Below are 22,296 nucleotides of genomic sequence, written 5' to 3' on the forward strand. Positions count from 1 at the left end.
CGTTTTAAGCCTGTTTTTACAAAAACGGGCTTAAAACACCCCAGTGCCTACAAAGCTGTAAGTCCAGAGGAAGTAGAAGAAGTGTGGCGGCGTTTGGCTAGGGTAGCCAAAAGGGAAATCATGAGGCCGGCAACGGCCACCAGGGCAAACGAGGCTCTCAGACTCAGTAACTCGGCTATGAAGCCAATGAGCGGCGGGCCCAACAGAAACCCGAAATACCCGATGGTGGAGACCGTGGCCAGGGAGATACCCGGGGAAAGCGCTGGATTTTTGCCCACCTGGGCATAGGTAAGCGGAATCACAGAAGATGTGCCCGCCCCCACCAGCACAAAACCCAAAATAGCGGTGATGAGATGCGGGAAGAGTACCGCCAGCAGCAATCCAGAGAAAATAAGGACGCCGCTGGTCTGAATGACGGCCGTACTCCCGAAGCGGTTAGTGAAACGGTCTGACACTAAACGGCCCAGGGCCATGGTGCCCATATAGGCAATAAATCCTGCCGTCACCAGCCCGGCTTCTACCTGCACCACCTGCTTAAAGTAGATGCCGGCCCAGTCATAGATACAGCCTTCGCACAGAAGCCCGCAAAAAGCAATGAGGCCTAACTGAAGCAGTTCCGGCTCCGGTTTCTTGAGCACGAATTTCCGGCTTCCGGCCTGCTGCTCCCGTGACAAATGCTTAAAGCTTAGCAGCCCAAAGACCATGACGGTGCCCATTACCAACAGAAAGTGGTATAGCATCTCTACCTTCAGCCCAATCAGCACGGCCCCAAGGCCCGCCCCACAGAACCCAGCGAGGCTCCAGAGGCCATGAAACGAGGAGATAATGGTCTTGCCGTAGTTCTTCTGCACTGCCAGGGCTTGCGCATTGATAGAGATGTTGGTGAGGTTAGCTGAAAGGCCGAAAAGCAGGATAGCGACCGCCAGCCACCAAACCGTAGGGGAGAGGCCCAGCAAAACCAGGCTCACGCTAAACGCCATAATACCCACCACCGAGGAATAATGGCTGCCATATTTATCTACTACCCAACCGGCGAAGGGCAACCCAATAAAAGCCCCCAGCGGCCTGATCAAAAGCAAAGAACCCAACTCACTGTCTGAGAAAGCAAACGCCGCCTTAATGTCTGGGATTCGGGCCGCCCAGGTAGAAAAGCACAGCCCACTCTGAAAAAAAAGAATACTTATGGCAATGCGCTGCTTTACGTTGGCTTCCATTCAATTACTAAGGTTCCGGTTTTGAAGCAAAGGTAACGGTGCCTTCCCCAGTCTTCTAAGCTGCTTATGCAAAAAAAACATTGACCTGTCCTGTGCCAAAAAGCCTACCTGCTACCAATGGCAGGTTTCTGTAAACTGTCCCTGGTGGTGATTAGGCTTAAGCCGTATACCCGCCCGTTATAATTGGCCTATTCTGTAACCAAGTTCTTGGCGAGCATTTTTTAGGCTGAATCAAGGGCCGCGTCATGTAGGAAATGCTAATGATAAGGCAAGCTCCAAAGGGGAAAAAGAGGTGATAAAGGCAGAGGCTTAGCGTTTTGAGCCCATTTTTGTAAAAACAGCCCCAAAACGCAAAGCCTCTGCCTTTATCTACTGCCAATAGCTGTTCGCAAGCTACTGTCTAGTACACTTAGGTGAAAATGAAAAAAAAGACTAAACCCTTTTTAAGAAAGACGCTGGTTACTTTGCCATAAATCGTTCAATGCCCAATTGCAAGCCTCTTAATTCAGCTAAGCCCCGTAACCGACCAATGGCCGAGTAACCGGGATTGGTCTTTTTCTTAAGGTCATCCAACATTTTGTGGCCGTGGTCTGGCCGGAAAGGCATGCGCAGGTCTTTGCGGCCGCTTTCCTGTCTGGATTTTTGTTCTTCCAGCAGCGCTTTCATCACCGCAAACATGTCTACATCGCCATTCAAGTGGTCGGCTTCGTAGAAATTACCTTCCGCGTCACGGGTGGTGGCACGAAGGTGCACAAAATGGATACGGTCACCTAACCGCTGCACCATGCCGGCCAGGTCATTATCGGGACGTACGCCAAAAGAACCGGTGCAGAAGGTAAGGCCGTTGTTAGGGCTCTCCACCGCGTTGTAGAGCTCATGGATATCTTCCTCGGTGCTCACTACGCGGGGCAGGCCCAGGATTGGGTAAGGCGGGTCATCTGGGTGAATGGCCATGACCACACCCGCTTCCTCGGCCGCCGGAATCACCTGTGACAGGAAGTAATACAGGTTTTCCTTTAACACCTTAGGACCTACCTTGTCATAGGTGGCCAGCGTCTGCAGGAATTCCTCTATGGTGTAGCCTTCCTCAGAGCCCGGCAAACCGGCAATAATGTTTTTGATAAGCAGGGTTTTTGCCTCTTCAGAAAGGGTATCTAAATACGCCTTGGCTTTTTGCTGCTGCGCAGGAGAGTAAGTGGTTTCTGCGCCCGGTCTTTTCAGGAGGTACAGTTCAAAAGCGGCGAAGGCAGTGGCATCAAACCTCAGGGCCGTGGAACCGTCTGGCATGGGGTAATCCAGGTCGGTGCGGGTCCAGTCCAGGATGGGCATGAAGTTGTAGCACACTATGTCAATACCGCAGGCGCCTAGGTTGCGCAGGCTTTGCTGGTAGTTTTCAATGTAGCGGGCGAAGTTGCCGGTGCGCTTTTTAATGTCTTCGTGCACGGGCACGCTCTCCACCACACTCCACGTAAGCCCGGCGTCTTCCACCAGTTGCTTGCGGGCTAGAATTTCCTCTGTGGTCCAGACTTCCCCGTTAGGGATGTGGTGGAGTGCGGTGACCACGCCGGTAGCCCCGGCTTGGCATATATCAGCAAGCGATACGGGGTCTTTGGGGCCGTACCATCTCCAGGTTTGTTCTAAGCTCATATCTTTTGTTTCGGTTATTAGTCTTTAAAATTAAGAATACGTCTTGGGTTACACCCCGCTAAAAGCACTGAAACCACTGTCTATAGGAATGACTACGCCGGTCACTAACCTACACCCATCCCCAAAGCCAAAGTAAAGTACCCAACAAATCTTCGGGCGTTCCCAAGCGCTCTATGAGGTATTCGGAATGTTGGTATTGCGGTACGACGGAATTTTATTGACCATGCAGAATGCATGATGTTTGCCTGCGCAACCCACCATAACACGCACGACATTTGGGTAGGAAGCAGCTAATTATTACGTCGTTTTGTGTTTTTGGCCTGTTTTTCAAAAAATGGGCCCAAAACACAAAACGGCCTCTAAGTACCAATGCTTAGAGGCCGTTTCTAGGGTAGGGTCATTATGGTAAACGAGAATTAAACGTTTACGGGTTTCATTTTAGGTACTAGGCTCTTCATCACGGCCCAGGCCAGCAGATACGCCAGCGCGCAGAACGTAAACATGATGGTGTACCCGGTCTCCACGTGGCCCAGCTTCTCATAATAGTCAAACAGGTAACCGCCCACCTTAGTCACGACCACACCGCCTAAACCGCCGGCCATGCCGCCAATACCGGTCACCGAGGCCACCGATTTTTTAGGGAACATATCAGAAACGGTAGTGAAGATGTTAGCGCTCCAGGCCTGGTGCGCCGATGCTCCTATACCGATGAGGATTACGGGGAACCAGAAGCTGATGTGACCCAGCGGTTGCGCGGCCAGTACCAGCAGCGGGAACAGGGCAATCACAAACATGGCCCGCATGCGTCCCTCATAGGGGTTATAGCCTTTGTTTATGAAATACATGGGGAACCAGCCCCCAAAGATACTCCCGAACATGGTCATGCTGTAGAGAACTCCCAAAGGAAGCATGACGTCAGTGCCGGTGAGGCCGTATTGGGCTTTCAGGTAGGCAGGAAGCCAGAACAGGAAGAACCACCACACCCCGTCGGTCATGAATTTACCGAAGGCGAAAGCCCAGGTTTGTTTAAAGCTTAGCAGGGTGAACCAAGAAACCTTTTCGGCGGCAGCCGGAGAATCCTGCTCCAAAACGGGCTCACTGTCACTGCTGATGTAAGCTCTTTCAGCCTCTGACATTCTGCGTTGCTTGTCTGGGGCATCATAGTAGATAAACCAGAAGAACAGCCATAAAAACCCGATGGCCCCTATGATGAAGAAGGTATATTCCCAGCCCAGGTGAGAGGCAATCCAGGGAACAGTAAGGGGAGCCAGAATGGCGCCCACATTTGAGCCCGAGTTGAAGATACCCGTAGCCAGGGAGCGCTCCTTTTTAGGGAAATACTCGGCTGTGGCCTTGATGGCCGCCGGAAAGTTACCAGACTCACCAAAACCCAGGAAAGCCCGGGCCACCATGAAACCCAGCACCGAAGCCGGTATGGCAAACCCGATGGCGGTGAATAACGGAGTGACCATGCGGCCCAGAGGCTCGGCGTAGGCGTGCAGAATAGCCGCCAATGACCAGATGATAAGTGCCCAGGCATAGCCTTTCTTGGTGCCTAGCTTGTCAATGATTCGGCCGGCAAAGAGCATGGAAATGGCGTAGGTAAACTGAAACACCGCCGCAATGTTGGCGTAGTCCGTGTTGGACCAATTGAATTTCTCCGCCAGCAGCGGCTGTAACAGACTCAGTACCTGACGGTCAAGGTAGTTGACGGTGGTAGCGAAGAAAAGGAGGGCGCAGATGGTCCAGCGGTAGCTACCCACCTTTTCCTGAATCTGTGGTCTTGGGGTTGTTTGTTGTGTTTGGGACATAAGGAGCGCGATTTTTAGTTTCTACAGGTCTTGGCCAGGAGTAACGCCTGGGCGGTAAGCTCACGTAATTTGTCATACTGCTGGTTGGCCAGCACTTCCTTGCTGATGAGCTTACTGCCCATCCCTACGGCACATACCCCGGCTTTGAACCAGGTCCTGAAATTGGTTTCCTCCAGTTCCACGCCCCCGGTGGGAATGAACAACTGCCCCTGGAACAACTCCTTGATAGAAGACAGGAACTCAGGCCCCAGAATGTTGGCCGGAAAAAGCTTAATCAAAGCCGCCTTGGCCTGTTGAGCCACATGAATCTCTGTAGGGGAAAAGCAGCCCGGAATCCAGAGCAATCCTGCTTCATGCGCCAGATTGCCTACTGCCGGGTCTACAATGGGCGCCACAATGTAATCTGCGCCGGCTTTGATAAAATCCTGGGCCTGCTGCACGGTTTTAATGGTGCCTATGCCCAGGTGAAGGTCTTCATAACCTTTCAGCTCTGCTTTCAGAAACTTAAAGTTTTCCAAGGCGGCCGCCCCCCGGTTGGTGTACTCCAGGGTTCGCACGCCCGCCTCATACAGGGTCTTGATGATCTCAAGGCTTACCTGAGGGTTCTCATAGAAGAAAAGCGGCAGCAGGCCCTGGTCTGTAATGGCCTTAAGGGCAGTTTCTTTAGTTGGCATAGGCTTGGATGGTTTCCTCAATCTCGGCTACCGTGCTGGTGGTGGCGTCTGATAAGATGAATAGTTTTTTAAAGGCGGCTGCCGTGGCAAATTCCAGGGTCTGCTTAGGTGAGTGACCGTGGTAGAAGCCATAGATCAGGCCGGCCATAAAGCAATCGCCGCTACCCACTTTGTCCAGAATCTCGTCTACCACATATTCCTGTGACACCAGTAGCTCGCCGTTGGTGTACAGCGTGGTGAAATACTTGATGCCTTTGGCGCCATGGTCAAACCGGAAGGTGTTCGCCACCGTCTTGCATTTCGGGAAAGTTTTCAGGATTTCCTCTGAGGTCAATTGCGCGTGTTGCAACAGCTTCTCTTTCTCAATATCCTGTACCAGTTCCTCTTGCAGAGGCATGCCCAGCATTTTGTTGGCAGCCCACACGTTGCCCATGATCAGATCACAGGATTCGGCCAGGGCTGGCATGACGTCTACCGGGTCTTTGCCGTATTTCCAGAGCTTGGCGCGGTAGTTCAAGTCCAGGGAAATCTGGATGCCTTTGGCAGACGCTACTTTCAGAGCCTCAGCGCAGACATCGGCTACGTTCTGGTTAATAGCAGGGCAGATGGCGCTGAAATGGAACCAGTCTACGCCGTCAAAAACGCTGTCCCAGTCAATGGAACTAGTCTGCAGACCTGCGAAGGATGAACCGGTCCGGTCATAGATCACGCCGGCGTTCTTCACATCCTGGCCCTTGGGTAGGTAGTACAATCCAATGCGGTCGCCCTGTATGGGAATAGATTCGGTGCCAATGCCCAGCTCCCGCAGGTAGCCCATTAGTTGTTTAGACAGCAGGTTGTCTGGCAAAGCAGTAAAGTAGCTGGTAGGCACGCCCCACAGAGCCAGGGCCGAAGCTACGTTCAGCTCAGCCCCGCCCACAAAGAAGGGCAGGCTGTTTTCCTGCAGCCATTGGCCTTCTGTGTCTGGCACAATCCTTAAAAGCAACTCCCCGAAGGATAAAACTTTTCCCATGCCTTTCTGGCTTAGAAGTTAAAGTAAGACTTGGCGTTGTTGTAGCAGATGTTCTCTACCATCTGACCCAACCAGGCCATTTCAGAGGCCGGTAACTCGCCATTCTCCACGTCATTGCCCAGCATGTTGCACAGAATTCTTCTGAAGTACTCATGGCGTGGGTAGGACAGGAACGAGCGGGAATCGGTGAGCATACCCACAAAGCGGCTCAGTAAACCCATGTTAGACAAGGCGTTCATCTGGCGCTCCATGCCGTCTTTCTGATCCAGGAACCACCACGCCGATCCGTACTGAACCTTGCCCGGGGTGCTGCCATCATTGAAGTTTCCTATCATGGTGGCATACAGCTCGTTCTGGCTCGGGTTCAGGTTATAGAGGATGGTCTTGGCCAATTGGTTGGAGTTGTCCAGTTTGTCCATGAATTTTGACAGCGGGCGGGCCACGTCAAAGTCCCCGATGGAGTCAAAACCAGTATCAGCGCCCAACTCGCGCAGCATACGCTTGTTGTTGTTACGGAGCGCGCCCAAGTGGAACTGCTGGGTCCAGCCTTTGGCGTGGTCCAGCAGGGCCAGTTCAACCAGCATGGCAGACTTGAACTTGGTCACCTCTTCCAGAGACAAGGCCTGCTTCTTCAGGGCTTTCTCAAAGATCTGGTTGATCTCCTGTACAGTGTATTCCTCGGCGTACATGGTTTCCAAGCCGTGGTCAGAAAGGCGTCCGCCCTGGGCGTGGAAGAAGTCATGGCGCTGTTTCAAGGCCTCCAGCAGGTCCTGGTATTTAGAAATAGAAACGCCTGAGGCCGCCTCCAGTTTCTCCAGATATCCCAAATAACCACCGTCTTCAATGGCCATGGCCTTATCCGGACGGAACGTAGGCAACACTTTGATCCCGAAGTTATCTTGGGCTATTTTCTGGTGGTGCTCCAGGCTGTCAATCGGGTCATCGGTGGTGCAGATAGTCACCACATTCATTTGCTTTAAGATGCCGCGTACGCTATACTCTGGGGTCTGCAACTTGGCAGTAGCCTCCTCATAAATAGACTTCGCCGATTCAGGTTTCAGGATTTGCTCAATACCGAACGGACGTTTGAGTTCCATGTGGGTCCAATGGTACAAGGGGTTCCGCATGGTGTACGGCACGGTCTGGGCCCATTTCTCAAACTTTTCAAAGTCTGGGGCGTCGCCGGTGCAGTAGCGCTCTGGAATGCCGTTGGTGCGCATGGCCCGCCATTTGTAGTGGTCACCTTCCAGCCAGATCTGGGTCAGGTTCTGGAACTGGCGGTCCTTGGCAATATCCTCGGGGTTTAGGTGGCAATGGTAATCAATGATGGGCATGTCTTTGGCATGCTCATGGTATAGCCGCTGGGCGGTTTTGGTCTGGAGAAGAAAGTTATCGTCTAAGAAGGACATGTACAAAAGGGTAATAAGGTGATGGACAGGTACCTGGTATTTAAATTGCTTTGAACCTGTTTTGAGGGTGTTTTTCTAAAAATAGGCCTAAAACAGACGCTTACCAAAAAATAAGCGTCTGTTTTACAATTACCTCTAATTGGGACTACTGCTTTAGGCAATAGTTGAATTTGAAACGGCCTGAAGCTGGGTTACTGCTTGAGAAACAGTATCTTCCAAACCTTTAATAGTGGTGAGGTTCTGGCCCCAGAAGTCCTCATTGGATAGCACAGCGTGCACGGTCTCTGCCACCGAGTGTTTCTGCCAGGCAGCCTTAAAGAACTCTAATACCTCTGGGGTATCGTTCAAAGGAATTTCCTCTCCATTGTACTCTCCTTTATAGAACAGGATAAGCGCGGCCAAAGAAGTAAGCAAACGCTGCGGCAACTGGCCTTTCCGGTTCACATACTCCAGCACTGATGGCAACACCCGCACCTTGTATTTAGACACCGAGTTCAAGGCGATAGACAGCAACTCATGCCGAATGAATGGGTTCTGAAAGCGCTCTATCACATCTTTCGCAAACTGATTCAGTTCCTCGGCCGGCAGGTCAAGCGTAGGGATAATCTCTTCAAAAATAGTCTCCTGAATGAATTTTCCAGCGGTTTCGTCTTCCACGGCTTCTCTTACCGTGCGCAACCCTTGCAGGTAGGCCACGGGTACCAAAGCGGTGTGGGCGCCGTTCAGGATGCGCACTTTACGGGTACGGTAAGGAGTAAGGTCTTTCACAAATTTTACCTGCAATCCGGCCTGCTGTGTAGGGAACGCCTTCGCCACCGATTCCGGGGCTTCAATCACCCACAGGTGGAAGGGTTCTGCCTTCACCACCAGGTTGTCTGAGAAGCCTAGGCTTTCCTGAATCTCAGAGATGGTGTCTTTCGGGAATCCGGGTACAATCCGGTCTACCAGCGTGTTGCAGAATAAGGTGTCGTTCTCAATCCAGGCGGTAAACGCTGCAGGCAGGTTCCAGTGCTGGGCAAACTGCAGCACGGTGGTGCGTAAATTCTCGCCGTTCTTCTCAATCAGTTCACACGGGATAATGGTCAATGCCTTGCCCTTGGCGCCATTGAAATGGGTGAACCGGCGGTATAAAAGCGCGGTGAGCTTGCCTGGGAAGGAGTTAGGCGTGGTCTCAAAGCCCTTGTCTGAAGGCTCAAAAGAGATACCGGCCTCGGTGGTGTTGGAGATTATGAATTCCAGGTCTGGGTTCTCGCCTAATTGCAGGTACGCCTGGTAGTCTGCGTAAGGACTCATCGAGTGATTGATACAAGTGATCAATCTGGTTTCCTGGGTAGGCTGGCCGTTCTGGATTCCTTCAAGTAATACATGGTACAAGCCATCCTGTTGGTTCAATAACTGGTAGATGCCTTTGTCCAGGGGTTGCACAATTTCAACGTTTCCGTTGAAGTCGGTTTTCTCGTTGAGGATATCAATCATCCAATCTACGAAGCCGCGGAGGAAATTGCCTTCTCCAAACTGTACTACCTTGGTGGGTCTTTGCTGGGTAACCTGCGCGGTGCTTCTGTTCAATGGTTGCATGTGTAATGGATTTGCGTTTTGGGCCTGTTTTTCGGAAAATGGCCTCAAAACAGAATATTATAGTTAGTTGCTTTTATAAGTAGTCTACACTTCGGCAGACTGTTCTTTCACATTGATCCCAGCATCTACCGGCCGCCGGAGCGTAGAGCTCCGGATGATCAACTCCGGTTTTAGGACGGTTTTCTGAGGTACTATCTTTTTCTCGCCGGTTTTAAAGTTCTCAAAGAACAGCTCTGCTGTGATGCGGCCCATGGTTAAACTGAACTGATCCACGGTAGTAAGGGCCGGGTCTGAGAAGGAGGTAAAGGGCTCGTTTCCGAAACCCGCCAAGCCAATCTCTTCCGGTATCCTGATTTTAAGTTCCTTTAGCACCTGCATAGCGCCCATGGCCCCGTAGTCTGACGCCGAGAACACAGCATCTGGCCGCTCTTTCAGGGCAAGAAGCTGCTCCATGCTGGCGCGGCCATCTTCTAACTGCAGGTTGCTTTTAATGACCAACTCTTCCCGAAAAGGAATCTCGTAATCCCGGAGGGCATCCATGTACCCGCGAAGACGCTCCTTGAACACGCTTACTTTCAAGGGACTGGTGAAGTGGGCAATACGGCGGTAACCTTGCTGAATAAGGTGCTCGGTCATTTTGTAGGCGCCGCGGTAGTCATCAATCATGACCTGGCTTACTTCCAGTTCATCAGTGGTACGGTCAAACAGCACCAGGGGAATGCCTTTCTCCTGTGGTCTTTTATAGTGGTCTAGGTTGGTGGAGTTCTTGCCAATAGAGGCAATGATGCCATCTACCCGCGCGCTTAGCAGCGCATCTACCGTCTGTACCTCTTTCTCATAATTGTCATAAGACTGGCAGATGATCACCTTGTAGTTGAGCTTGTTGGCAATCTCTTCAATCCCGCGTATCACCGACCCAAAGAAGGCCCGGTCAACGGTAGGCACAATAATGCCAATGATGTGGCTCTTGCCGTTGCGAAGGGCAGCCGCAATGTTGTTGGGCTGGTAATTCAGCTGCTTGGCCGCCTTCAGCACTGCTTTCTTGGTGATCTCACTGATCCTGGGGTTGTCATTCAGCGCCCTGGAAACGGTAGAGGCCGTAATGTTCAGTTTCTCAGCTATGTGGTGAATAGTCACCTTTGGTTTGCTTCCCATAGGATTAGCCGCCATGTATGTACAATCAAATGCAATAACAAATTTCTCTTTGCAGCCTTAAACTACTGTTCATTGCTGGGTTTTCCGATGGTGGCCAGGATGCCGCCGTCCACGTAGAGGATCTGCCCGTTCACAAAGTCACTGGCCTTGCTGGCCAGGAAGATGGTGGCGCCGGCCAGGTCCTCGGGATCACCCCAGCGCCCGGCCGGGGTCCTGTGGAGGATAAACTCGTTGAAAGGGTGGCCGTCTACCCTGATGGGGGCCGTCTGGTCGGTGGCGAAGTAGCCCGGGCCGATGCCGTTGACCTGCACGTTATGGCGGGCCCACTCGGTGGCCAGGTTCCTGGTCAGCATCTTGAGGCCTCCCTTGGCGGCGGCGTAGGCACTCACGGTGTCCCTTCCCAGCTCGCTCATCATGGAGCAGATGTTGATGACCTTGCCCTGCCTTCTCTCCACCATGTATTTGCCTACGGTTTTGGACATGATGAACGGGCCGGTCAGATCCACATCCAGCACCCTGCGGAAATCGGCCACGGCCATCTCCAGGGCGGGCGTGCGCTGGATCATGCCCGCGTTGTTGACCAGGATAGCAACAGGGCCTACCTCGGACTCGATCCGGGCCACGTTTTCCATCGCCATTTCCTCGTCGGTCACGTCGAACAGGTAGCCTTTGGCGTCGATGCCGGCCTCCCGGTACAGCAGGAGCGCCTTCTCCATTTTCCCGGGCGTGTTGCCGTTCACCACCAGAGTGGCGCCGGCCTGCGCCAGGGCTTTGGCCATGGCCATACCCAGGCCGTGGGTGGCGCCGGTCACCAGGGCTACCTTGCCGGTTAAGTCAAATAGGTTCATCATGCGCGGATTACTTAAGGTCGGTGATGGGAAATTTGTCCATGTCGTTGTAGTCCAGGTTCTCACCGGCCATTCCCCAGATAAAGGTATAGTTAGAGGTGCCGGCCCCGCTATGGATAGACCATGGTGGAGAGAGAACCGCTTCATTGTTTTTTACCCAGATGTGGCGCGTCTCCTGGGGCTCGCCCAGGAAATGGCTCACCACCTGGTCCTCGGGCAGCTCGAAGTAAAAGTAGGCCTCCATGCGGCGGTCATGGGTATGGGCGGGCATGGTGTTCCAGACGCTGCCGGGCTTCAGTTCAGTGAGGCCCATTTGCAACTGGCAGGTTTCCACCACTGAGTTAATCAATACCTTCCGGATGGTGCGGTGGTTGGAGTTCTCCAAAGCGCCCATTTCCACCGTCTCGGCCTCGCTCAACTGGACTTTCTTGGTAGGGTAGGTGTGATGCGCGGGGGCGGAGTTGAAATAGAACCGGGCACCCCCCTGCGGGGCCGGGTGGAAGGTGACCTCCTTCACGCCTTTGCCTATATACAATGCCTCTTTGCTCTTGAGTTCTATCACTTGGCCCTCCACGGTCACGGTGCTATCCGCGCCCACATTGATGATGCCAATTTCCCGGCGGTCCAGGAAGTTTTCTGAGCGCAGGGTGGGGAAGGTCTCTAGTTGCACGGGCCCGGTCACCGGTTGCACGCCCCCCACGATAAAACGGTCATATAAAGTGTACACCAATTGCACCGAGTCTGGCAGGAAAAGGTCCCCGATCAGGAAGTGCTCGCGCAGCTTTGCCGTGTCATACCCCTTGAAGTCCTGGGGGTGGATGGCATGTCTGGTGGTATGGTAAACGCTCATGGTATATTTTAGGTGGAAGGTGTAATCGTTTGCGCAAATTACAAATTTATCAATAAGGAAAGCTAAATGGGAAACACAAAATATTTTCGCCAGCCCTTTGTTTAATCTGTAACCCGATGCTAACATAATTAAAAAATGTTAATTAATGGCCTCAGCTACGCGGTTTTTTAGGAATGTCTTAAAAAAGTGTGCGTTTTTTTTGTGAAAGAATGTAAATAGTAGTAAATATGCAATCGGTTGCGCAGAATACTTGATTCCCCTTTCCTGTTGCTCCCATTCCTCGTCCATTATCAAAACCTTAATTGTTACCTATGCAACACGCATTACTTAAAAAGAGCCGGTATCTGTTGGTGTTGGCTTTTTTCTTCGCAGCCCTCACAGGTGCCTTCGCGCAGACTGTCACCATATCTGGAAAAGTGACGGATGACAGAAAGGAAGGCCTGCCTGGTGTGACCGTGCTCTTGAAGGGTACCACCACCGCCAACGCCACTGATATTGAGGGAAACTACTCGCTGAAGGTGCCCGCTGCTACCGGTACTTTGGTGTTTTCTTACATAGGTTTCCAGACGCAGGAGGTAGCGATCAATGGCCGGACTAGCGTTAACGTGACGTTGGTGACGGACGCCAAAGCTTTAGAGGAGGTAGTGGTAGTAGGGTATGGAACCGTGCCCAGAAAAGAGTTGACGGGTTCTGTCGCCTCCGTAACAGCAAAAGACATTCAGGATATTCCGGTAAGTACCGCCGCAGAAGCCTTAGCCGGTAGATTGGCGGGGGTACAGGTAACTACTACAGAAGGTAGACCAGGGGCAGACATACAAGTAAGGGTGCGCGGTGGCGGATCTCTTACCCAGGATAACTCTCCCTTATATATAGTAGATGGTATTCAGATGGAAAATGCCCTTTCTATTATTTCTCCGCAGGAAATTGAGTCAGTAGATATCTTAAAAGATGCGGCTTCTACTTCTATTTATGGGGCTAGAGGAGCAAACGGGGTTGTAATTATCACCACCAAAGGAGGAAGAGAGCAGAAAACGCAGGTGACCTACAACGGCTACGCCGGGGTAAGAAGCATTGTGAACAAGCTGGACGTCATGAACCCCTATGACTACGCCCTGTACCAGTATGAGTCTTATAATCTGTTCACCAACACCAATGAGGAAAGCCGTACCTCTTTCAGAGACCGGTATGGAAGATGGGAGGACTTGGAGATCTATAAGAACATGCCAATGACCGATTGGCAGGAGAAAGTATTTGGCCGCGACGCCTTTAGCCAGACCCACGTGTTGGGGGTTACCGGCGGATCTAAAGAAACTTCTTTCAACTTTACCTTGAACCATGCCGAAGAGGAAGGAATCATGATCAATTCTGGTTATGAAAGAACCCTGGCGTCTTTCAAATTTGACCATAAAGTAAACGACCGTTTCAAGGTTGGCTTAACCACCCGGTATAGCCGCCAGCGCGTGGACGGGGTAGGAACCTCCAGCACTGGTTCACAAAGCAATAACAGGTTAAGAAATGCCGTGCGTTACAGACCATTTGTGGCGCCAGGTTTTGAAAGCCAGGTAGATGAATTTGATGTAGAGTATGCCAGCAGCACGCAGTTGACCAGCCCTGTGCTGTTAGCCAACAGTGAAACCAGACGCGATTACCGCAATGACATTATCGTGAACGGCTGGTTCAGCTATGACATCATCAAGAACCTTACTTTTAGAACAGTGGTAGGGGTAAACGCCTTAGACAGAAAAACCAATGCCTATAGCGGCCCTGTAACCAGTGTAGCCAGACAGAACAACGACCAGCCCGTGGTAGACATGAATTCTGGCGAGGCTTTTTCTTTAACCAATACCAATACTTTAACCTACAAAAAGAAAGTAGGCGAAGACCATAACCTTGATTTCTTATTGGGCCATGAATTAGTGGAGTGGAACAGCAAAGCCAAAGGAATCCGTACCAAATGGTTACCTGTTGACATTACCCCAGATCAGGCCTTTGCCGGAATCCAGAAAGCGACTGCGCCCGCAGGCCTGATTCAGGAGAGCCCTTCTACCGGTGAATCCAGCACCAGACTTCTCTCTTTCTTTGGTAGAGTAGGGTATAACTACAAAGGCAAATACTTTGCGAACTTCAACTTAAGACGTGACGGCTCTTCTCTCTTTGCAGAAAGCAACCGCTACGGTACATTCCCTTCAGCGTCTTTGATGTGGCGTGCGGCAGATGAGCCCTTCATGGAATCTGCCCAGGATTGGTTGAGTGACCTGAAAGTGCGTTTAAGCGTTGGTACAGTAGGAAATAACCGAATTGGGGTTGACTTGTTCAGAACCATGTACACAGCCGGTACCAATGACGGGTATGCCTTCAGTGAGGCCATTACCCCGGGGTATGTGGCTCCTACGTTAGCCAACCCATTCCTGGTGTGGGAGTCTACGCTCTCTAAAAACCTGGGGGTTGACTTTGCCTTCTTCAAAAACCGCTTAACTGGTTCAGTAGATGTGTACCAGAACAAAACAAAAGACCTGCTCTTAGAAGCCACCATTCCGCAGACCAGCGGCTATACTACCCAGCTCCAAAACATTGGCGAAACCGAAAACAGAGGGATTGAGCTTCAGTTGGGCGGCGTAGTGGTAGATAAAGGTGATTTCAGATGGAATGCCAATTTCAACATCGCAAAAAACCAGAATAAGATTGTGAGTTTGGGTCTGGATCCTTCCGGGCAGCCTAAACAGTCTTATCTGGTACAGTCCGGTTGGGTGAACTCCCTGGAAGACTTCAAAGTAGAGGTAGGGCAGCCCGTAGGCCAGTTCTATGGCTATGTAACAGACGGCTACTATACAGTTGATGACTTCAACGCCACTTTCAACGCCTCTACCAATACCTGGACCTATGTATTGAAAGAAGGGATTGCCAATACCTCAAGCGTAGCCTTGGGTAACAGACAACCCCAGCCAGGTGACTTAAAATTGAAGGACCTCACAGATGATAACAACTCCCTGATCTCCACTTCTGACCGTACCGTTCTGGGCAACGCCCAACCTAAGTTCACCGGTGGTTTTAACCAGCAGTTTGCTTACAAGGGTTTTGACCTGAGCTTATTCTTGGTGTTCTCTTACGGCAATAAAGTGTACAACGCCAACAAGCTGGAGTTTACTACTCAATACACCACCAGAGACAACAACATGCTGGCCCTGATGAATGACCGCTTTAAGTTGTATGATGACAAAGGACAAAGAGTGTCAAACCCTGATGAGCTGAAAGCCCTGAACGCTAACGCGAAATACTGGAGACCCTCTTTAGGAAACTACTTCATGCACTCTTTTGCCATTGAAGACGGCTCTTTCCTAAGAATCAGTAACCTGACCTTGGGGTACAGCATTCCTGAGGCGCTGGTGAAAAGAACCAGAGTTATCTCCAAACTTAGAGTCTATGCCACGGTGAACAACCTGCACACCTTCACCAAATACACCGGGTATGATCCAGAGGCCAACACCAGAAGAAATTCACCTCTCACCCCAAGTGTTGACTACGCCGCTTACCCGCGCAGCAGGTTCATCTTAGGTGGTATTAACGTTACTTTGTAATTTTTTGAAAGAGCAACAATGAAAAGAAATATCTTAAAAAGCTTTATCATTCCGCTTAGTCTTAGTGGTTTGGTGGCCATAAGCTCCTGCGAAAACTACCTGGAAGTTGAAAATCCTTCTACGCTGTCACAGGATGCCATCTTCAATAGTGTTGGCTATACAGAATCTGCCATTACCGGTATCTACAACATGCTGCCCGGCGATGACGGATACGGAAGCCGAATCTCCACGCTTTTCCCCAACGGGTCTGATGACTTTAAACTGGGCGGAGATTTTGACCCCATCTCTAGAAGTGGTATTGCCCACTTTGAGGTAGGTGCCGGTTACACTGACCTGCAAAATCCTTTCCTGCAGTTGTACAAAGGCATAGAGCGGGCCAATATCTGTATCAAATACATTCCGCTTTCTTCACTCTACACTAATGGAACTCCTGCCCAGCAGACCACCATGCGCCGGTATCTGGGAGAAGCCCTTACGCTAAGAGCCCAGTTCTACCATGAACTGATCAGAAACTGGGGTGATGTGCCGGCCCAGTTTGAGCCTTCGGCAGATATGCCTGACCTGTACCTTCCAAAAACAAACCAGGATGAAATCTATGACCGGCTATTAGCTGATTTAGCTACCGCTGCTGATTTAATTCCCTGGAGAGGAGAATCTGGTTCACCTACTACCAGAGTAACCAAAGGAGCGGTGAAAGCACTCCGGGCCAGAATTGCGCTGGCAAGAGGTGGTTATGCCTTGAGAAGAGACAGCAAAGTGGTAGAGCGCAGAGCCAACTATAAAGACTTCTACAAGATTGCCAGAGATGAGACCTGGGCGGTGATGCAAAGTAAACAGCATGCTTTGAATCCCAGCTATGAGAATGTGTTCAGAAGTCTGCACGGGAATGGGGTAACAGACCCAACCAATGAGCACGTGTGGCAAGTAGGCGCCTTTGGCGGAAATGCCAGAACAGATACGAAATTGGGTTACGGTAACGGTCCAAGAATTGCCGAGGCAAGTACCTATGGTCGGGCCAACGGTTTGGTGGAAGCGGTGCCTACCTATTTCTATGAGTTTGACTCTATTGGAGACTCCAGAAGAGACGTAACGCTTGCCTACTTCCAGGTAGATACCAAAGCCAACAATGACAATAAATTACTGACCACCCCTCTGCTGATGAGAGAAGGTAAATTCAGGAAATACTGGACCAACATTGCCGGTACCAACCAGACCCTGGGTATCAACTGGCCGCTGATCAGATATGCAGATGTGCTACTCATGTTCGCTGAAGCCGAGAATGAACTGAACGGACCTACCGCTGCGGCCAAAGCGGCCCTGGAGGAAGTTAGGAAAAGAGCTTTCCTTGATGAGTGGGAAAACAGAATGCCTGCCACCCCAACGTCTAAAGATGAGTTCTTCAAAGCCATTGTACAGGAACGCTATTTAGAGTTCGGCGGCGAGGGCGTCCGGAAGTATGACTTAATCCGTTGGAACCTGCTGGAAGCCAGAATTCTGGAAGTGCGCGCAGACCTACGGTCCATGATGACCAGCACCGGCCGTTATGCCAATGTGCCGCAGTACGTGTACTATAAACCTACTCCGTTATTAGGCCCTAACGCTAGCGCGCGGCAAGAAATGCTGGACTTCAACTTGCTGGGAGGGAATGTGAACAAAGTGATGTATGAGCCGGCTACTGCCACCACTGCAGATGGGTATACCAAAGTAAGCTGGGCACAGTCTATCACTGAGGCGCACATCACCGGACCTACCAGAGGGTTTGCCAGTCAGTTTAAGAAGAACCATTCTGAGTTGTTCCCCATCTTTAATGGGATTATAAGCCAGAATTACAGACTTACACAAGACTACGGGTATTAATAGAAGCTTTTGACTTAAAATCAGATATAGAAATGAAGACATTACGTTCAAAATTCTTCCAGTTAATATACCCGGCGTGCCTGCTGCTGGTAATAGGAGTGGCCTCCTGTAAAGAGGATGAAGAAAACCTGGCGCCTATGCGCATGTTCCAGCCGGCAGGCGTGATTGCCTCCACCAGCGGGGAATCCAACGTGAAGTTGACCTGGAAAACCCCACCCAACACGGTTGCCGGAAGCGTGACTTATGCTGTGGAAGTAGCCAAAGACACGTTGTTTGCCACCCCGGTGGTGTTCAAAGGTACTACTGATACTACTGGTATTACTATTACAGATGACCAGATCACGCCCAAGCAAATGTATTTCGCCCGGGTGAAGACCATTTCAAAAAACAGTTCAGGAGAGGAATCAAAATGGCTGGTAAGCAACCGATTCTCTATTAGAGGAGCGCAGTTGTTCCTGGATAACCCGGTGAAAAGCTCAGACGTGTCTGACCGCGCCGTACGGTTACGCTTCACCTCCAGAACTGAGCTGACCAAGATAGTGCTGACTAGTGAAACAGGAGCAACCAGAGAAGTTTTGCTTACCCAGGCTGACCTGACTTCAGGGACTGTGTTGGTAGATAACCTGGCCGGTAAAACCACCTATACCGCTGAACTGTTTGCCGGCACTAAGGGCAGGGGAACCACTTCTTTCAGAACCAGCGAGCCTCTTGCCGGTAACCTGATTGATTTAAGAGGGATTACTAACCGTCCAGGCGTGTTGCAGGACACTCTTCCTCAGATACCCAACGGCAGCACCGTAATCCTGAAGCGTGGCCTTACCTATAACATCACCTCTGCTATCAACCTGGATAAATCTGTGACCATTACCAGCGGATCTGATTTGACGGTGCAGAACCTGGCTTCTATCTATATGCCAAGTAACTTCAACATCACCGCTGGAAGCAACATCGACTACCTGGTATTCAAAGACGTGAACATGTCAAGTGATAATGCCACCTCCAGATACGTGTTCAACATCAGCAATGCTTCAACCATTAAAGCCATGACTTTTGATAACGTAAGGGCCAGCATGTTTAGAGGTATTGTAAGATTGCAGACAGCACCAACTACTATTACAGATTTTACTGTGAATAATAGCGTGTTGGATAGCCTTGGCAGCTACGGCGTGATCAATGTAGACGTGGCTACTTCCAAAGTGGAGAACATAGTAATCAAAAACTCAACTATCTACAAAGCAGAGAAAATAGTCACTAGCAAAAACAACTCTACCTCCGTGCTGATTGAGAATGTAACAGTGAATGAATCACCTTTAGCAGGTAACTATCTGGTAGACTATGCTACTTCACCTACCAACAATGTGACAAATGGAATAAAGATCAAAAATTCTATTCTGGGAATTGGGAAAGCAGGTAGCCAAGCCATTAGAGGAGTAAGAGCTAATGCTGCTACTTTGGTAGAGGCTACAGGAACATATACCACCGCAGATTATGTGACTTCTTCCAACGCTATTCCTGGCGTGACGCCTTATTCTGCTACTTCGCTCAACCTGTGGCAAGATCCTAAAAACGGAAACTTCCGCTTTAAGGATGCCGCCTTCCCGGGCAAAGCCACGGCTGGTGACCCAAGATGGAGAAATTAAGTTGATCACCAGGTGCAGCCTTAAAGGGCTGCACCTGGTTTACTTTTCTAAGATGCACACCTCCCCCCTAAAAGTCAGTACGCTTATCCTTTTCCTAGGCCTTTCTGCCAGCTTAGGTTTAACCAACTGTAAAGGTTCCCAGCCAGACCCTAGCCCAGTACAGGAGGAAGTTGGGCCCACGCCGGTGCAGGAAACCGCCCTGGCGTTCCCGGGGGCCGAAGGATTCGGGAAAGAAGCGACCGGAGGCAGGGGAGGAGTAGTCATCTATGTGACCAATTTAAATGATGCAGGCGCCGGCAGCTTACGCGAAGCCGTGAACAAGACCGGGGCCAGAATCATTCTCTTTAAAGTATCAGGTACCATCGCCCTGAAGTCAAACCTGACCATTAATAACGGCAACGTGACCCTGGCCGGCCAAACCGCGCCCGGCGACGGCATTACGGTCAAAAACTACCCGGTTTCGGTGAACGCAGATAACGTGATCATCCGGTTCATGCGGTTCAGGATGGGAGACGAGGGAGATCAGGAGGCAGACGCCCTGGGCGGACGGTTCCATAAAAACATTATCGTGGATCACTGCTCCATGAGTTGGTCAACGGATGAGTGTGTGTCTTTCTACAACAATGAGAATTTCACCATGCAGTGGTCCATTATTGCCGAGAGCCTCCGGAATTCAGTGCATGATAAGGGAGCCCACGGGTACGGCGGCATCTGGGGCGGCAAAAACGCCTCTTTCCACCATAACCTGATGGCCCACCATGATAGCCGCGACCCGCGGTACGGCGAAGAGGCCGGAAAGGCATTTGCCTTGACGGATTTAGTAGATGTGCGCAACAACGTCTTCTACAACTGGGGCCCAACCAACAATGCCTATGGCGGCGAGGCCATGAACATCAACATCGTTAACAACTACTACAAGCCTGGCCCGGCTTCTACTAAACTGGACCGTATTTTCTCCCCTGATAAAAACAAGATTGCCGGCACCGAAGTCTATGACATTTGGGGCAAATTCTTCATTGACGGCAACGTGGTGGAAGGCAGAACCAACCCAACCAATGACAACTGGACCTACGGCGTGTACAACCAATTCCATGGCAGCTACGGCACCGTCTCAGAGGCAGACAAAACGGCCATGCGCCGGGCAACCCCACACCCCATCAACAACAACGTTTCTACCCACACCGCACTGGATGCTTACAATAAAGTACTGGCCTGGGCCGGGGCTTCTCTGAAACGGGACGCGGTAGACCTTAGGATTTTGGATAACGTGCAGAAAAAGAGTTTTTCCTTTCCGGGGTCAAAAGGCAGCACCAATGGCATTATTGACTCGCAGGCTGATGTAGGCGGCTGGCCCGAACTCCAGTCAACTACGGCGCCGGTGGACACTGATAATGACGGCATGCCCGATGCCTGGGAAACAGCCATGAAACTGGACCCTGCTAAATCACAGGCCAACGGCAAAAATCTGAGTACTGGTTATGACAATGTAGAGGTGTACCTCAATAGCCTGGTCAAACAGATCATGGACGGGCAGAAATAGAATTCTGTTTTGAGCCCGTTTTTCTGAAAACAGGCTCAAAACTGGAAAGGCTATTATGTCCCTGTTATAAGTAAAGGGCCTCAAATTCCTGGCTAACACCAACGCGGTTTCTGTTGTGAGCTTACTCAAAGCGGCAGATGCTTGAAACTTGAATTACCATTAAAATTATGAATAGAAAGTACCCTTCCTGGTTATCGCTTGTGTTAGGTTTGTCCCTTCTCTTTCACTTCGGTTGCGCCTCTACCCAGAGTTCTTCTTCTGCTGAGTTTCCTGAGTCCTTCACGGTGCAAGTAACCAACCCGCTCAAGCGCCAGCGTGAAAGTGTGTTGGTGCTCATCAAGGAAAGCGATCTGCCCAAGCAGGGAGCCGGCTTTAACCAGAACGCCTTTATTGTCACCGATGGGGCCACTGAGGTTCCCAGCCAGTACAACGCCAAAGATACCTTCAACAAGGGCATTGCCCTAGTGCTGGACAACATGAAACCGGGGGAGACCCGCCAGCTGACGGTACGGTATAATAAGACGGGCACCAACAAACGCACCTACACCAAGCGCACCCAGGCCGAGCTTTCCAAAAAAGTAGGCGGCAAGTTTGAGAACCGCAAATACATTGGCGGCACCTTCCAGAACATTGACTCGCTGCGCGTGCCTGATGAGGTAACCGACCATTCTTTCTTTTTGCGCTATGAAGGCCCGGGCTGGGAATCAGACAAGGTCGCCTACCGCTTTTACCTGGACTGGCGCAATGGCGTGGACGTGTTCGGGAAAAAGACCAACAACATGGTGCTGCAACAAGTGGGCCTGGACGGCTATGATTCTTACCACAACCCGCAGCCCTGGGGCATGGACATCCTCAAGGTAGGTAAAGCCCTGGGCGTAGGATCGCTAGCCATCTTTGACAAGGACAAAGCGGTGCGCGTGGAGAAAACCGATAGTACCTATAGTAAGATCACGCAGAACGGCGACGTCTATTCCTCTATTCTCACAGACTACTACGGCTGGCAAGTGGCGGGCCAAAAACTGAACGTGCATTCCCAACTCAGCATCCACGCGGGTACCCGGCTTACGCACCACCAGATGCGCATTGAAAACGGGCAGCCACAGAACATCAGCACGGGCTTGATCAAAGACAAAGCCGCCAAACTAGTTACTTCCAAAGGCGAAGCCGGCAAGAGCTACGGCTACATTGCCACTTATGGCGCCCAGACGCTCAATACGCCGCCAGATAAGGTGGGTATTGCTGTGCTCTTCAAACCCCAGGATCTTATTTCCATCACTGAAGATCCATTGAACCACGTGGTGCAACTCAAGCCGGCTAACGGACAAGCCGAATATTACTTCCTCGCAGCCTGGGAACTGGAGCCCAACGGCATTACCACCGAGGCTCAGTTTCACCAATACCTGGCCCAGGTAGCCGAAGAACTGGCCAATCCGGTGCTGGTAAAAGTAAGCAAATAGAAGGCTGGTAACTGTCAAAGCGTTTTGAG

General features: G+C 51.1%; 15 protein-coding genes. 5 read left to right on the top strand and 10 right to left on the bottom strand.

Annotated features, from left to right (window positions below; all coding sequences use genetic code 11):
- Window positions 1–47: 47 nt before the first annotated feature.
- From ACYVJQ_RS06375 to kduI, 10 genes are all read right to left on the bottom strand, one after another.
- Window positions 48–1,214, bottom strand: coding sequence for an MFS transporter (locus tag ACYVJQ_RS06375; protein ID WP_460892233.1), 1,167 nt, complete (start codon window positions 1,212–1,214; stop codon window positions 48–50).
- A gap of 459 nt (window positions 1,215–1,673) precedes the next feature.
- On the bottom strand, window positions 1,674–2,861 hold the full coding sequence (gene uxuA / locus ACYVJQ_RS06380; RefSeq protein ID WP_460892234.1) for a mannonate dehydratase: 1,188 nt from the start codon (window positions 2,859–2,861) through the stop codon (window positions 1,674–1,676).
- 416 nt (window positions 2,862–3,277) lie between these two features.
- Window positions 3,278–4,672 carry an MFS transporter gene (locus tag ACYVJQ_RS06385; protein ID WP_460892235.1) on the bottom strand — a complete coding sequence of 465 codons (1,395 nt, stop codon included), beginning with the start codon at window positions 4,670–4,672 and terminating at the stop codon, window positions 3,278–3,280.
- A gap of 14 nt (window positions 4,673–4,686) precedes the next feature.
- Entirely contained in the window at window positions 4,687–5,346 is a 660-nt protein-coding gene (locus ACYVJQ_RS06390; RefSeq protein ID WP_460892236.1) for a bifunctional 4-hydroxy-2-oxoglutarate aldolase/2-dehydro-3-deoxy-phosphogluconate aldolase, read from the bottom strand.
- Window positions 5,336–6,358, bottom strand: a complete 1,023-nt coding sequence (locus ACYVJQ_RS06395; protein WP_460892237.1) for a PfkB family carbohydrate kinase — start codon at window positions 6,356–6,358, stop codon at window positions 5,336–5,338. Before ACYVJQ_RS06395 ends, ACYVJQ_RS06390 begins: the two co-directional genes overlap by 11 nt.
- Before the next feature lie 11 nt (window positions 6,359–6,369).
- Window positions 6,370–7,767 (bottom strand): glucuronate isomerase, encoded by a 1,398-nt coding sequence (gene uxaC / locus ACYVJQ_RS06400; protein ID WP_460892238.1) that lies wholly within the window; start codon window positions 7,765–7,767, stop codon window positions 6,370–6,372.
- Between the two features lie 153 nt (window positions 7,768–7,920).
- Window positions 7,921–9,345, bottom strand: coding sequence for a tagaturonate reductase (locus ACYVJQ_RS06405; RefSeq protein ID WP_460892239.1), 1,425 nt, complete (start codon window positions 9,343–9,345; stop codon window positions 7,921–7,923).
- An 84-nt stretch (window positions 9,346–9,429) separates the two neighbouring features.
- The gene (locus ACYVJQ_RS06410; protein WP_460892240.1) at window positions 9,430–10,500 is read right to left on the bottom strand and encodes a LacI family DNA-binding transcriptional regulator; all 1,071 of its coding nucleotides are present in this window, start codon (window positions 10,498–10,500) and stop codon (window positions 9,430–9,432) included.
- Between the two features lie 62 nt (window positions 10,501–10,562).
- Complete coding sequence (locus ACYVJQ_RS06415) at window positions 10,563–11,351, bottom strand: gluconate 5-dehydrogenase (RefSeq protein ID WP_460892241.1); 789 nt, start codon at window positions 11,349–11,351, stop codon at window positions 10,563–10,565.
- A gap of 7 nt (window positions 11,352–11,358) precedes the next feature.
- Window positions 11,359–12,198, bottom strand: a complete 840-nt coding sequence (gene kduI, locus ACYVJQ_RS06420; RefSeq protein ID WP_460892242.1) for a 5-dehydro-4-deoxy-D-glucuronate isomerase — start codon at window positions 12,196–12,198, stop codon at window positions 11,359–11,361.
- A gap of 311 nt (window positions 12,199–12,509) precedes the next feature.
- Between kduI and ACYVJQ_RS06425 the strand changes: the two genes are divergently transcribed.
- The 5 genes from ACYVJQ_RS06425 to ACYVJQ_RS06445 all read left to right on the top strand — a co-directional run bounded on the left by ACYVJQ_RS06425 (window position 12,510) and on the right by ACYVJQ_RS06445 (window position 22,267).
- A complete protein-coding gene (locus ACYVJQ_RS06425; RefSeq protein ID WP_460892243.1) occupies window positions 12,510–15,773 on the top strand; it encodes a SusC/RagA family TonB-linked outer membrane protein in 3,264 nt (1,087 codons plus the stop codon).
- Window positions 15,774–15,791: 18 nt separating this feature from the next.
- On the top strand, window positions 15,792–17,630 hold the full coding sequence (locus ACYVJQ_RS06430) for a RagB/SusD family nutrient uptake outer membrane protein (RefSeq protein ID WP_460892244.1): 1,839 nt from the start codon (window positions 15,792–15,794) through the stop codon (window positions 17,628–17,630).
- A gap of 32 nt (window positions 17,631–17,662) precedes the next feature.
- Window positions 17,663–19,270: a DUF5123 domain-containing protein gene (locus ACYVJQ_RS06435; RefSeq protein ID WP_460892245.1), complete on the top strand. Its 1,608-nt coding sequence runs from the start codon at window positions 17,663–17,665 to the stop codon at window positions 19,268–19,270.
- A 52-nt stretch (window positions 19,271–19,322) separates the two neighbouring features.
- Window positions 19,323–20,810 carry a pectate lyase family protein gene (locus tag ACYVJQ_RS06440; RefSeq protein ID WP_460892246.1) on the top strand — a complete coding sequence of 496 codons (1,488 nt, stop codon included), beginning with the start codon at window positions 19,323–19,325 and terminating at the stop codon, window positions 20,808–20,810.
- A gap of 167 nt (window positions 20,811–20,977) precedes the next feature.
- Window positions 20,978–22,267 carry a DUF4861 domain-containing protein gene (locus ACYVJQ_RS06445; RefSeq protein ID WP_460892247.1) on the top strand — a complete coding sequence of 430 codons (1,290 nt, stop codon included), beginning with the start codon at window positions 20,978–20,980 and terminating at the stop codon, window positions 22,265–22,267.
- Window positions 22,268–22,296: the final 29 nt, after the last annotated feature.

The sequence above is a fragment of the Rufibacter soli genome (genome assembly GCF_054781795.1).

Bases quoted from the DNA above. Each gene is read 5' to 3' on its own strand.
- ACYVJQ_RS06440 (WP_460892246.1), top strand. From the start codon at position 19,323: ATGCACACCTCCCCCCTAAAAGTCAGTACGCTTATCCTTTTCCTAGGC.
- ACYVJQ_RS06390 (WP_460892236.1), bottom strand. From the start codon at position 5,346: ATGCCAACTAAAGAAACTGCCCTTAAGGCCATTACAGACCAGGGCCTG.
- ACYVJQ_RS06410 (WP_460892240.1), bottom strand. From the start codon at position 10,500: ATGGGAAGCAAACCAAAGGTGACTATTCACCACATAGCTGAGAAACTG.
- ACYVJQ_RS06435 (WP_460892245.1), top strand. From the start codon at position 17,663: ATGAAGACATTACGTTCAAAATTCTTCCAGTTAATATACCCGGCGTGC.
- kduI (WP_460892242.1), bottom strand. From the start codon at position 12,198: ATGAGCGTTTACCATACCACCAGACATGCCATCCACCCCCAGGACTTC.
- uxaC (WP_460892238.1), bottom strand. From the start codon at position 7,767: ATGTCCTTCTTAGACGATAACTTTCTTCTCCAGACCAAAACCGCCCAG.
- ACYVJQ_RS06415 (WP_460892241.1), bottom strand. From the start codon at position 11,351: ATGATGAACCTATTTGACTTAACCGGCAAGGTAGCCCTGGTGACCGGC.
- ACYVJQ_RS06385 (WP_460892235.1), bottom strand. From the start codon at position 4,672: ATGTCCCAAACACAACAAACAACCCCAAGACCACAGATTCAGGAAAAG.
- ACYVJQ_RS06430 (WP_460892244.1), top strand. From the start codon at position 15,792: ATGAAAAGAAATATCTTAAAAAGCTTTATCATTCCGCTTAGTCTTAGT.
- ACYVJQ_RS06405 (WP_460892239.1), bottom strand. From the start codon at position 9,345: ATGCAACCATTGAACAGAAGCACCGCGCAGGTTACCCAGCAAAGACCC.
- ACYVJQ_RS06445 (WP_460892247.1), top strand. From the start codon at position 20,978: ATGAATAGAAAGTACCCTTCCTGGTTATCGCTTGTGTTAGGTTTGTCC.
- ACYVJQ_RS06395 (WP_460892237.1), bottom strand. From the start codon at position 6,358: ATGGGAAAAGTTTTATCCTTCGGGGAGTTGCTTTTAAGGATTGTGCCA.
- ACYVJQ_RS06375 (WP_460892233.1), bottom strand. From the start codon at position 1,214: ATGGAAGCCAACGTAAAGCAGCGCATTGCCATAAGTATTCTTTTTTTT.
- uxuA (WP_460892234.1), bottom strand. From the start codon at position 2,861: ATGAGCTTAGAACAAACCTGGAGATGGTACGGCCCCAAAGACCCCGTA.
- ACYVJQ_RS06425 (WP_460892243.1), top strand. From the start codon at position 12,510: ATGCAACACGCATTACTTAAAAAGAGCCGGTATCTGTTGGTGTTGGCT.